12 protein-coding genes are annotated in these 12256 nt (G+C 61.2%); 7 read left to right on the top strand and 5 right to left on the bottom strand.

Annotation, left to right across the window (positions count from 1 at the left end; genetic code table 11):
- Positions 1-7: 7 nt before the first annotated feature.
- The 3 genes from ccoG (at position 8) to G5149_RS10890 (ending at position 3299) form a co-directional block, all read left to right on the top strand.
- Entirely contained in the window at positions 8-1459 is a 1452-nt protein-coding gene (gene ccoG / locus G5149_RS10900; protein WP_268011080.1) for a cytochrome c oxidase accessory protein CcoG, read from the top strand.
- Between the two features lie 104 nt (positions 1460-1563).
- The gene (locus G5149_RS10895) at positions 1564-2553 is read left to right on the top strand and encodes a serine/threonine protein kinase (protein WP_421212442.1); all 990 of its coding nucleotides are present in this window, start codon (positions 1564-1566) and stop codon (positions 2551-2553) included.
- A 137-nt stretch (positions 2554-2690) separates the two neighbouring features.
- Entirely contained in the window at positions 2691-3299 is a 609-nt protein-coding gene (locus G5149_RS10890) for a thiol:disulfide interchange protein DsbA/DsbL (protein WP_005356138.1), read from the top strand.
- Positions 3300-3371: 72 nt separating this feature from the next.
- On the opposite strand, the gene pncB is transcribed toward G5149_RS10890, so the two are convergent.
- Entirely contained in the window at positions 3372-4550 is a 1179-nt protein-coding gene (gene pncB, locus G5149_RS10885) for a nicotinate phosphoribosyltransferase (protein ID WP_421212432.1), read from the bottom strand.
- Positions 4551-4639: 89 nt separating this feature from the next.
- Positions 4640-5275, bottom strand: a complete 636-nt coding sequence (locus G5149_RS10880; RefSeq protein WP_042055347.1) for a nicotinamidase — start codon at positions 5273-5275, stop codon at positions 4640-4642.
- A gap of 74 nt (positions 5276-5349) precedes the next feature.
- Here G5149_RS10880 and G5149_RS10875 point away from each other — a divergent pair, with 74 nt between their 5' ends.
- Both G5149_RS10875 and G5149_RS10870 read left to right on the top strand, forming a co-directional pair.
- Positions 5350-6000: an NUDIX hydrolase gene (locus tag G5149_RS10875; RefSeq protein ID WP_005339607.1), complete on the top strand. Its 651-nt coding sequence runs from the start codon at positions 5350-5352 to the stop codon at positions 5998-6000.
- Positions 5997-6503 (top strand): DUF523 domain-containing protein, encoded by a 507-nt coding sequence (locus G5149_RS10870; protein ID WP_421212431.1) that lies wholly within the window; start codon positions 5997-5999, stop codon positions 6501-6503. Before G5149_RS10875 ends, G5149_RS10870 begins: the two co-directional genes overlap by 4 nt.
- Here G5149_RS10870 and G5149_RS10865 read toward each other — a convergent pair.
- From G5149_RS10865 to G5149_RS10855, 3 genes are all read right to left on the bottom strand, one after another.
- Positions 6428-7393, bottom strand: coding sequence for an acyltransferase (locus G5149_RS10865; RefSeq protein ID WP_421212430.1), 966 nt, complete (start codon positions 7391-7393; stop codon positions 6428-6430). The genes G5149_RS10870 and G5149_RS10865 overlap by 76 nt on opposite strands.
- Positions 7394-7399: 6 nt before the next feature.
- Positions 7400-8299, bottom strand: coding sequence for an acyltransferase (locus tag G5149_RS10860; RefSeq protein ID WP_309507796.1), 900 nt, complete (start codon positions 8297-8299; stop codon positions 7400-7402).
- A gap of 126 nt (positions 8300-8425) precedes the next feature.
- Positions 8426-9940: a YifB family Mg chelatase-like AAA ATPase gene (locus G5149_RS10855; protein ID WP_127007183.1), complete on the bottom strand. Its 1515-nt coding sequence runs from the start codon at positions 9938-9940 to the stop codon at positions 8426-8428.
- Between the two features lie 384 nt (positions 9941-10324).
- On the opposite strand from G5149_RS10855, the gene ilvG reads away from it, so the two are divergent.
- Complete coding sequence (gene ilvG / locus G5149_RS10850; RefSeq protein ID WP_421212429.1) at positions 10325-11971, top strand: acetolactate synthase 2 catalytic subunit; 1647 nt, start codon at positions 10325-10327, stop codon at positions 11969-11971.
- Positions 11968-12246: an acetolactate synthase 2 small subunit gene (gene ilvM / locus G5149_RS10845; RefSeq protein ID WP_005342011.1), complete on the top strand. Its 279-nt coding sequence runs from the start codon at positions 11968-11970 to the stop codon at positions 12244-12246. Before ilvG ends, ilvM begins: the two co-directional genes overlap by 4 nt.
- The last annotated feature ends 10 nt before the right edge of the window (positions 12247-12256 follow it).

The raw sequence follows: 12256 nt of genomic DNA, 5'->3' as shown, positions 1-12256 counted from the left end.
TCTTGCAATGGCCGACCACGATAAAATCGATATCAAGGACGTCACCGACAAGGGCGTAACCGGGACCTTCAACCCCAATACGTTCAAAGCCAGCGACGACAGATTCAACCCGGGCAACCGCATTTATGTGCGGGCCCAGAAAGGGTATTGGCAGCGGATGCGCAAGGCCATGGGCTGGTTCTTTGTGGCGCTGTTCGTGCTGCTGCCCTGGCTGCGTTACGACGGGCGACAGGCGGTGCTGTTCGACCTCGGTCACCAGCAGTTCCATATCTTTGGCGCCACCATCTGGCCGCAGGATCTGACCCTGCTCGCCTGGCTCTTCATGATCGCCGCCTTCGGACTCTTCTTTATTACCACCTTCCTCGGTCGGGTCTGGTGTGGCTATCTCTGCCCGCAGACGGTCTGGACCTTCATGTTCATCTGGTTTGAAGAGAAGCTGGAAGGGCCCGCCAACAAACGGCGCAAGCTGGACGAGGCGCCCTGGAGCGGCGAGAAGCTGGCTCGCAAGGGGGCCAAGCATCTGGCCTGGTTGGCGATCTCGCTAGTGACCGGTCTCACCTTCGTTGCCTACTTCCAGGATGTCACCCGTCTCATACCGGACTTCTTCACCCTGCAGGCGGGGGGCTGGGTGCTGTTCTGGGTGCTCTTCTTCACCATCATCACCTACGGCAACGCAGGCTGGATGCGTGCCATCATGTGTATCCATATGTGCCCCTATGCCCGCTTCCAGTCCGCCATGTTCGACAAGGACACCTTCATCGTCGGCTATGACACCAAGCGTGGCGAGACCCGTGGCGCCCGCTCCCGCAAGGCAGACCCCAAGGCGATGGGGCTGGGCGACTGTATCGACTGCGATCTTTGCGTGCAGGTCTGCCCGACCGGTATCGATATTCGCGACGGCCTGCAGTACGAGTGCATCAACTGCGGTGCCTGCGTCGATGCCTGCGACCAGACCATGGAGCGGATGGGCTACCCGAAAGGGCTCATCAGTTACACCACCGAGCACAAGCTGGCCAACGACTCCACCCATGTGGCTCGGCCCAAGTTGATTGGTTACGGGCTGGTGATGGCGGTGATGCTGGGGGTCTTTGTCTACAACGCCATGTCCATCATGCCGATGGGGCTCGATATCCTGCGGGATCGCAACCAGCTGTTCCGCGAAAACAGCGAGGGGCTTATCGAGAACACCTACACCCTCAAGATCCTCAACAAGACCCTGCAGTCCCAGACCTACCAGCTGGATGTGGAGGGCTTGCCCGAGTATCAGTGGTTCGGCCCCCGTGAAGTGACCCTGAAGGCGGGCGAGATCTACACCCTGCCGGTCAGTCTGGCAGTCGATCCCTACAACCTGAAACGGCCGGCGCTGGATATCCAGTTCGTGCTGAAACGGGAGGGGGCGGCGCCCGACGACAGCAAGGGCAACCTGCGCCAGGGCAGCAAGTTTATCAGCCGGTTGTAACTGCGTGTGATTGCGGGCCGGGCGTGACACCAGTCCGGTCACCAGTGAGCACGGCAATGCCGGTCAGTAGTGATAGAATGGGGCGCAACGGCGCCCCTTTCTTTATGGTGGATGACATGCGTTTCAACTATTCCGACCTCAATCCCGACCTCATCATGGATGCGCTCGATCTCAGTGGCCTGCGGCTCGACTCCGGCCTCATCGAGCTCAACAGCTACGAAAACCGGGTCTATCAGTTTCAGGATGAGGATCGTCGCCGCTATGTGGTGAAGTTCTACCGTCCCGGCCGCTGGAGCCGGGCCCAGATCCTCGAAGAGCACGAGTTTGCCACCCGTCTCGCAGAGGCTGAGATCCCGGTCGCCGCGCCGCTTGCCTTCGCGGGCGAGACCCTGCTGGAGCACGAGGGCTACCCCTTTGCCATCTGGCAGAGCGTTGGTGGTCGCCAGTTCGAGGTGGATAACCTCGATCAGCTGGAGTGGGTGGGGCGTTTCCTCGGCCGCATTCATCAGATCGGCGCCAGCAAGCCGTTTCATCATCGGGTTCGCCTCGATGTGGAGAGCATGCTGCACGAACCGCGTCAGCTGCTGGCGTCTGGCGAGTGGCTGCCAAGCGGGCTGGCGAAGCAATTCTTCGGGGTGTTGGACGAGCTGATTAAACATGTCAGCGACGCCATGACCCTGGATGTGGCGCAGATCTCCCTGCATGGCGACTGCCACCCGGGCAACATCCTCTGGCGCGATGGCCCCATGTTTGTCGACCTCGATGATTGCCGTACCGGCCCCGCGATTCAGGATCTCTGGATGATGCTCAGCGGCGAGCGCCACGAGCAGCAGATCCAGCTCGACACCCTGCTGGCGGGCTACGAGGAGTTTATGGAGTTCGACTCGCGGGAGCTGGCGCTGCTCGAGCCGCTGCGGGCGATGCGCATCGTTCATTACATGGCCTGGCTGGCACGGCGCTGGGAAGATCCTGCCTTCCCCCGTCACTTCCCCTGGTTCAATACCGATCACTACTGGCGTCAACAGATAGCGACACTGCACGATCAGCTGGAGGCACTCAAGGCGCCACCGTTGAGCCTGATGCCAAACTGGTGAAATAGAAGGGATCTTGCGCGGCAAGCGGGACTCGATCTCCGGCCCTGACCATTGACGTCAGCATGGCGAAACAATAGGCTTGGCACTGCTTCGGTTCGCCGGGCGTGCCTCACAGTGATCCCTTAACAGGAAACATCATGAAAAAAGTTCTATTTTTCCTTGCTGCCATGCTGATGATCCCCATGGTTCACGCCGCCCCCGAGTTCAAGGAAGGCGTCAACTACGATGTGGTCAAACAGACTGGCAGTGCCCAGCCGGAAGTGATGGAGTTCTTCTCCTACTACTGCCCGCACTGCGCTACCTTCGAACCGATCGTTGAACAGTTGAAGGCCGGGTTGCCAGAGGGCGTGCCCCTCAAGAAGAACCCGGTTGCCTTCCTCGGCCGAGAAATGGGCCCCGAGATGCAGCGTGCCTATGCCGTTGCCAGCCTGCTCAACGCCGAAGCCAAGCTGACCCCGGCCATCTTCAACAAGATCCACACCCAGCGTCAGCCGCCTATGAGCCGTGACGATGTGAAGAAGATCTTCGTGGACAACGGCGTACCGGCTGAAGAGTTCGACGGGGCCGTCGACAGTTTCGCCGTCTCCGGCATGGTCTCCCAGTTCGATCGCAACACCGAGAGCTACAACATTCGCGGTGTACCGGCTTTCCTGGTGAACGGCAAGTACATGGTGAAGATTGAATCCATCACCTCTCAAGAGCAGTTCAACAAGCTGGTGCAGTTCCTGCTGGCCAAGAAAGACTGATACCCCTTGAGTCGATAAAAAAGCCCGCCGGAGCGAACCGGCGGGCTTTTTGTTTTCTGGTGTTCGGGAAGATCAGACCCCGACGTGGAACGCCTGTTTGAGGTTGCGGATAAACTCCGCATCCCGGCAGAGGGTCTTGCCTGGGCTGTCGGAGATCTTGGCAACCGGGCCGCCATTGCACTCGATCAGCTTGAAGACGATGTTCATCGGGCTGACACCGGGCAGATCGCAGGTGAGCTTGGTACCGATGCCGAAACTGGTGTTGATGCGGCCACGGAAGTGGCGGAACAGCTGCACCGCCTTGTCGAGGTTGAGCCCGTCGGAGAAGACCAGGGTCTTGTCGGTGGGGTCGATGCCAAGGCGCTGATAGTGGCTGATCGCCTTCTCGCCCCACACCACGGGATCGCCGGAGTCGTGACGCAAGCCCTGATAGCTGCTGGCCAGCTCGAAGTCGAAGTCCCGCAGGAAGGCATCCATGGTGATGCAGTCGGTCAGGGCGATACCGAGATGGTCGGTGAACTCGTCCAGCCAGCTGGTGAGGGCAGCGCGTTGGCTGTGCTCCAGCGGGAAGCCGAGCTGCTGGTGCGCCTGGAACCACTCATGGGCCTGGGTGCCGACCGCGGGCAGCTTGTACTTCTGGGCCAGCATGTAGTTGCTGGTGCCGCGAAACGCCGGCAGCCGCTCCTTGAGGCGACCCACTACCGCATCCTGTACCGCGTGAGAGAAGCGGCGGCGGGTGCCGAAGTCGATGAGGTTGAACTCGCTCATCTCATCGCTGCTCAGCTCCTTCTCCAGCTTGTCGATCTTCTGATCGAGCCGCTCCAGTGCGTGGCTGACGCCGAACTGGGGATAGCGGAAGCGGTTGCGCATCTCGCTGATGATGGCGAGCACCGGGATTTCCCACAGGATCACATCCTGCCAGGGGCCCTCGACCCGCACATTGATGCGGCCATCCTGCTCGAACACCTTGAGCAGGGAGTCGTCGAGCGGCTTGCGGCGCAGGTGGTCGAGGTAGTCAGGGGTGAAGAAGGGGCGCTCGGCCAGAAAATCGAGCTCAGGCCTGGTCAGTCGCAGGGATCCGGCGAGGCGCAGTTGCTCCTCGATCTGCCCCATCATGGGCAGCAGATCCTCTTCATTGCGGCTGTGAAACTCGGCCACCACCTCGGCATCCGGATAGCGATGGAACACCGCCTGCTGCATATGCAGCTTGTAGGCGTCGGTGTCGAGCAGGCTGGTAAGAATCGGTGGCATATCAGGCTCCCCGCAGGCGGGCGAACGCCAGTTGCATAGGTAAATTGCAGGCGCCGCTATCGGACAGGCTGGTGAGGATTGGAGGCATATCAGGCGTCCAGCAGGCGTTGTACATCGATCAGGGTCTGGGCCAGTTCGGCGCCAGCCTCAATCATCTGGGTGTGGGCGCTGGCAACCGTCTCGGGGGCGATGCCACGGCAGGCATCGAGATGGACGATTACCCGGAAACCGGCGCGGCGCAGTTGCAGCACGCTGGTTTTGACACAGTAGTCGGTGGCGAGGCCGCCGACCAGTACGGTATCGACCTTGCGGGCTTGCAGGAATTCGATGAGTCCGGTGCTGCGCCGTTCGGCCAGGTCGTGGAAGCAGGTGCCGTAGGGATGGAGATCCGGTTCGACCCCCTTCCAGACGAAGAAGTCATAGTCGATGGGAGCGGGCAGGCCGTCGAGTAGCTCGAAGCCTTTGCTACCCGGTACGCAGTGCACCGGCCAAGTGAGGTCGGCGTTGGGCAGATCCAGCGGCAACAGCATGCCTGCGGGGTCAGAGACGGCCCAGTCGGCATTGGCAGGGTGAGAGTCTTTGCTGCCGATCCGCAGCGTGGCGAGGGTGGCCTGAGCGTTGAGGGCCGCCACAATATCATCACCGCCCGCGACGGGCAGTTCGTTCGGGCAGAGGGGGGTAAAGCCCTTCTGCGCATCAATATCCAGGCTGGCGACGGTTCCCATGATTGGCTCCTGCACATACTATTCGTGTGATATTATCTACCAAACATTAATGGAAGGCGAGCAGGGCGATCGGCATGCTGAGAATGAGTCTGGATATGGTGGTGCTGCGGTTGCATGAGGAGCGGCTCGAGCTGCTGCTCGAGACCCGCGATCGCCCCCCCTTTGCCCACTGCTGGCAACTGCCGGCGCTGCGCATCGACGAGACCCGGGATCGGGATCTGGATGCCGCCCAGCGCCGTCTGCTGGCGGAGTGGGGGCTCGGTCACTGCTACAGCGAGCAGGTCTGCACCCTCGGCAATCTGGAGCGGGATCCCCGCGGCTGGTCCACGACCCTGGTCTATCTCTGTCTGGTCGATCCGGAAGTGGAGGCGATCCACGGTTGCTGGCATCCGCTCGCCAACCTGCCGGGGCTGAGCCTCGCCTTCGACCATGTCCAGCTTATCGCCAAGGGACTGGAGCGGCTGCGGATCAAGAGCCGTTACAGCACCCTGCCGCTACAACTGCTGGGGCCCGAGTTCACCCTCTCCGAGGTGCAGCGCGCCTTCGAAATCATCCTGCAAACACCCATGAATACGGCCGCCTTTCGCAAGCGGATCCATCGCGCCGACATTCTGGTGGATACCGGTCGCAAGCGCACCGGCAAACAGCGCCCCGCCATTCTCTATCGGCTGGAGAGCCCCTGCTGCGTGATGTTCGATCAGGTGATGCACGGAGCGGAAGCGTGAGTGAGACCTGCGTGCACAAGGTGCTGGTGAGTGCCTGCTTGCTGGGTCAGCCGGTGCGCTACGACGGTCAGAGCAAGGGGATCGTCAGCGACTGGCTGAGTGCGCTGGGAGCCGAGGGGCGGGTGCTGGCCTTCTGCCCCGAAGTGGCGGGCGGTCTGCCGACCCCGCGCCCTCCTGCCGAGCGGCAGGGCGAGCGGGTAGTAACGGCGAGCGGGCTGGATGTGACTGCCGAGTTTGATCGCGGCGCCGAGCTGGCGTTGGCTATTTGTCAGGCGCAGGGCATTCGCTTCGCCCTGCTGAAAGAGGGGAGCCCCTCATGTGGCAGCGGCCGTATCTATAACGGCCGCTTCGAAGGGGTCTCTGTAGCGGGCGAGGGCAAGACCACTGCCCTGCTGCGCCGCCACGGGATTGCAGTCTTTTCCGAAGATCAGTTGGCCGAGTTGGCTTCTGCGCTCTCTTTGGATTCCTCCCCGGATTTGGCGGCAACCGGTAGCGGCACCTGACCGCTCTGCCACCCCTCCAGCACCTCGTCCTTCTCCTGCCAGCGCTGGTTTAGCCACTCCTGAAAACCGCGCTTGAACTGCTTGTCGTTGAAGTAATCCCCAATCAGCTGTTCATTCACCGGCAGCTCCTCAATCCGCACCTGAATGCGTTTTACCCGCCCCATCAGGAAGTCCTTGAACGGGGTCTCGGCGTTGTCCGGATAGCGGATGGTGACGTTGATCAGGCTGTCGAACTGCTCCCCCATGGCGGCCAGCGTAAAGGCCAGCCCCGCTGCCTTGGGTGGCATCAGATGGCGGTAGCGGGAGCGGGAAGCATCCCGTTTCTGCTCGGTGAAACGGGTCCCTTCCACGAAGTTGATGACGGTAGTGGGGATGTGGCGAAACTTCTCGCAGGCGTTGCGGGTGGTCTCGATATCCTTGCCGCGCAGGTGCGGGTTCTTCAGCAAAAACTCCCGTGAGTAGCGGCGCATAAAGGGCATATCCAGCCCCCAGCAGGCGAGCCCCAGCAGCGGGATGTAGATGAGCTCGTGCTTCATGAAGAACTTGGGCACCGGCAGCCTATCGCGGAACAGGTGGCCGAGCACCACGATATCGGTCCAGCTCATATGGTTGCTGATGATGAGATACCAGCCATCCTTGCGCAGCTTGGTATTGTCCTCCACCTGCCAGTCAATACGGGTGGTGAGGCGGATCACCAGCGCATTGCAGGCCAGCCACAGACGCATGAATCGGTTGTTGAGGCGGCTGCAGGCACGGCCAAAGGCCGGGATCGGCAGCAGCAGTTTGGCCAGCGACACCAGCAGGATCAGACTGGCGCACAAGGCGGTGAAAAGGATGGTCAGGCCCGCACTGATGATCAGCACCAGCGGGCCAAGAAGCAGGGATAGCATGAATGTTTACTGCGCCTTGGTTGCCAGCAGTTGGTTCAGGGTCTGGTCCTTTTCGTGCCAGATCCCGTTCAACCACTGTTGAAACTCTTGTTGGAACTCGGGGTCATTGAAGTAATCCCCCACCAGCTTGCGGTCGATCGGCAAATAGCGGACCTGAACCTTGATTTGCCCGACCCGGCCACACATGAAGTCCCAGTAGCTGGGGATGCCGTCCGGATAGGCGATAGTGACATCCACCAGTTGATGCAACTGATCACCCATGGCGGCCAGAGTAAAGGCGATGCCCCCCGCTTTCGGGAGCAGCAGATGACGATAGGGCGAGCCCTGCTTCTGATGCTTGCTGCCGGTGAAGCGGGTGCCTTCGACGAAGTTCATCACACTCACCGGTATGTGGCGGAACCTGGCGCAGGCCTTACGGGTCGTTTCAATGTCTTTTCCCTTCAGATGGGGATGTTTTTCCAGAAATTTTCTGGAATATCGCCGCATGAAGGGGAAGTCGAGCGCCCACCATGCCAGACCGAGAAAAGGTACCCAAATCAGCTCTTTCTTGAGGAAAAACTTCAGGAAGGGAATTTTTTGGTTAAAAACCCGCTGCAGTACCAGTATGTCGACCCAGGATTGATGGTTGGCAATCACCATATACCACTCATTCCGGCGCCCTTTGTCCACTCCGACCACCTCGAAAGGGGTTCTTATGATGGTTTTCTGGATCAGATTGTTGAAACCGATCCAGCAGCTGGCACAGCCATCGAGCAGCCAGTTGCAGAGGGTGCGCCACCCCTTGAGGGGGAGCAGGAGCTTGAGCAGACCCAGCGAGAAGATGGGAACAAACCAGAAGAGGGTGTTGAAAAAATAGAGCAGGGTGGAGAGGCTGCCGCGCAGTCGCTCTGTCAGCTTGTTGGGCATGAGTCGGGTCCGTCTTGCTGTCGATAAAGGGCCATCAAGTGGTCAGATCTGTGGCCATAATATCAGCCGATTGCCCGTGAGACCATTCAGAGCCGTTACGGGGGCGGACTCACCCTTTCCCTTCTGTCAGCTGCTGCGCAGTCGCGATAGCAGCCGATCCATGGCCCGGTAGCCGAGCGCCTCGATAAGATGCTCCTTGCCGATAGCGGGTTGCCCCGCCAGATCGGCGATGGTGCGTGACACCCGCAGGATGCGGTGCCAGGCCCGGATACTGAGCCCCAGCTTCTGGATAGCATTCTCCAAAAATTCGGCATCTTGCGCTGATAAGCGGCAAATATCCTCTATCTCACGGCTATCCAGCAGGTTGTTGAGCTTGCCGTTACGGCTCAGCATGCGCTCCCGTGCCGCCAGCACCCGATCGCGGATCTGTTGGCTCGATTCCCCTCGCTCCGCCTTGCCGGTCAGGCTCCCCTTGGGCAGCAGCGGCACCTCCACCGTCAGGTCGAAGCGGTCGAGAAAGGGGCCGGAGAGCTTGCCGAGGTAGCGCAAGATCTGATCCGGGCTGGAGCGGGTCTGGCCGTCACCATAGTGGCCGCAGGGGCTGGGGTTCATGGCGCCGACCAGCTGGAAGCGAGCGGGAAAATCCACCTGACGGGCGGCCCGACTGATGGTGATGTGGCCCGTCTCCAGTGGTTCTCGCAGGGAGTCGAGCACCTTGCGCTCGAACTCGGGCAATTCATCCAAAAACAGCACCCCGTTGTGGGCCAACGAAATTTCGCCGGGCCGCGGGTGGCTGCCACCGCCCACCAGCGCCACCGCCGAGGCGCTGTGGTGGGGTGTGCGATAGGGTCTGTGGTGCCAGTGACCAGCGCGCGGGGTGAGGCCGCCGATGGAGTGGATGGCGGCGGTCTGCTGCGCCTCCTGCTCGCTGAGCGGCGGCAGAATGCCGGGCAATCGGCTCGCCAGCATGCTCTTGCCGGTGCCGGGTGGGCCGATGAACAGCAGGTTGTGGCTGCCGGCGGCGGCGATCTCCAGCGCCCGCTTGGCCTGTGACTGGCCGATCACATCCTGCAGGTCCGGCACATCGGGCAGGCTCTCCGCGCTTTGGGGATCCGGCAGTGGCAGCTCGTACTGGCCGGCCAGCCAGGCGGTGACGGCCAGCAGCTGATGGGCGGTGCGCACCTCGGCATCCTGAATGAGGGAAGCTTCGGGGCCGTTCTCTCGTGGTACCAGCAGGGTGCGCCCCGCATCCCGGCAGGCGAGCACGGCGGGCAGCACCCCGAGCACGGGGCGAATTTCGCCGGTCAGGGCCAACTCCCCCAAAAATTCATGATTGAGCAGGTATTTTGCGGGTATCTGCTTGGAAGCGGCGAGAATGCCGATGGCGATGGCCAGATCGAAGCGGCCCCCCTCCTTGGGCAGGTCGGCGGGGGCCAGATTGACGGTGATGTGTTTGCTCGGGAACTCGAAGTTGCCGTTGAGCAGGGCACTACGGACCCGATCCCGCGACTCCTTCACCGAGGTTTCCGGCAGGCCGACCATGTTGAAGGCGGGCAGGCCGTTGGAGAGGTGAACTTCCACTGTAACTTGCGGGGCCGCGATCCCGAGGCTGGCACGGCTATAAACCACAGCTAATGACATAAATCCCGTCCTTGAGTTGATATATGTTCTGACTAACTGCTTGTTGTTGGTTTTTTATTCCAGAGTTCCGGCTGAGGAATAGCCAAAATCAGTGGGTTGTCACAGAAAAAAGGCTTGCCCAATAAAAATCACCGTGCTAGTTCTAATAGCCATTCGCGGTAGAAACCGCCCCAATTTCACAGAATTTCCGGTTGTAACTATGAACATGGCCTCCCGTTTCGTCAGCATTATTGTGGTCCTAGTGGTGATTATTATCTCACCGCTCGGGGCTCGTTTAGCTGCACGGAACAAGGGATAGACCCACCACCGGACAGAACGAAACAAGCGACCCCCGAGCCTCACAGCTCGGGGGTTTTTTTTCGACCAAAGGACAGGATTTTCCACATGAACGGCGCGCAGTTTTTGGTACAGGCTCTCAAGAAACAGGGTGTGACCCAGGTGTTTGGTTACCCGGGCGGGGCCATCATGCCGGTCTACGATGCCCTGTATGACGGTGGTCTGGCCCATCAGCTCTGCCGCCACGAGCAGGGTGCCGCCATGGCCGCGGTCGGTTATGCCCGCGCCTCCGGTCAGGTGGGAGTCTGCATCGCTACCTCCGGCCCCGGCGCCACCAATCTGGTGACCGGTCTGGCAGAGGCGTTGCTCGATTCGGTGCCGCTGGTGGCCATCAGCGGTCAGGTGCCCTGTTCCGCCATCGGCACCGATGCGTTTCAGGAGGTCGACGTGCTCGGCATGTCCCTCTCCTGTACCAAGCACTCCTTTATGGTGACGGACGTGGCGGATTTGCCTCAGGTGATTGCCGAGGCGTTTGCCATCGCCAGTGAGGGGCGCCCCGGCCCCGTGCTGATCGATCTCCCCAAGGATGTGCAACTGGCCGCGGTGCCTGCCCAGAGCCCGCTGTTTGCAGTGGAAGAGTCGGAAGTGCTCAACCCCTCGGATCTGGCCGCGGCCCGCACCCTGCTGGCTGCCGCCGAGCGTCCGGTGCTTTACGTCGGTGGCGGAGTGGGCATGGCCAATGCCGAGCAGCAGTTGCGCGACTTTGCTGCCGCAACCGGCATGCCAGCGGTCACCACCCTCAAGGGGATCGGCGCGCTCGACCCCGATAGCCCCGTTTATCTGGGCATGCTCGGCATGCACGGCACCAAGGCCGCCAACTATGCGGTGCAGCAGTGCGATCTGCTGTTGGTGGTGGGTGCCCGTTTCGATGACAGGGTGACCGGCAAGCTGGAAGAGTTCGCCCCTGAAGCCAAGGTGATCCACCTCGATGTGGATGCCGCCGAGTTCGGCAAGCGCCGCGCCGCCGAGGTGGGTATCACCACGGATCTCAAGCAGGTGTTGCCACGCCTCGCCATGACTCTCGACATCGCCCCCTGGCGTGAACACTGCGCCGCCATGGCCCGCGAATATGCGTTTCGCTACGACCATCCGGGTCAGGCCATCTATGCCCCGGCTCTGCTCAAACAGCTATCTGCCAAGTTGCCGGAGAGCAGCGTGGTCGCCTGCGACGTGGGTCAGCACCAGATGTGGGTGGCCCAGCACATGCGCTTCACCAGTCCGCGCAACCACCTCTCCAGCGCCGGTCTCGGCACCATGGGTTTCGGTCTGCCCGCCGCCATCGGCGCCAAGATGTCGCGCCCGGAGGATGAAGTGGTGCTGGTCAGCGGTGACGGCTCTTTCATGATGAACGTGCAGGAGCTCGGCACCATCCGCCGGGCCCAGCTCAAGGTGAAGATGGTGCTGCTGGATAACCAGCGCCTCGGCATGGTGCGCCAGTGGCAGGAGCTGTTCTTCGACGGCCGCTACAGCGAGACCATCCTCTCCGACAACCCCGACTTCGTCGCCCTGGCTGCTGCTTTCGGCATCCTCGGCGAGACCATCACATGCAAGGAGCAGATAGCCGGAGCCCTCGATCGCCTGCTGGCAAGCGAGAGTGCTTACCTGCTGCATGTGGCTATTTCAGAGGAAGAAAACGTCTGGCCCCTGGTTCCGCCGGGAGTCGCCAACCACCAGATGATGGAGCAACGCCCATGAACCCGCACACCCTTGCCCAGCCAGCATTTGCACAACACACCCTGCATATCCACGCCCAGCCCAGACCCGAAGTGATGGAGCGGGTGCTGCGGGTGGTTCGTCACCGCGGTTTCAATCTCTGCGCCTTGAATATGGAGCAGGATTGCCAACAGCTGCGGATCACGGTTACTGTCGAGTCGGTGCGTCCCATCCAGCAGTTGTGGAGCCAGCTGGTGAAGCTGGTGGACGTCTCCCGGGTCGATGCACTGGAACAGCAACCCCGGATCAGAGCTTAAGGAGCCAAGC

The sequence above is a fragment of the Aeromonas sp. 600479 genome (genome assembly GCF_049175515.1).
GTDB lineage: Bacteria > Pseudomonadota > Gammaproteobacteria > Enterobacterales > Aeromonadaceae > Aeromonas > Aeromonas veronii_A.
The sequence above is the reverse complement of the archived record's forward strand: the minus strand, read 5'-3'. Positions and strand labels throughout refer to the sequence as shown.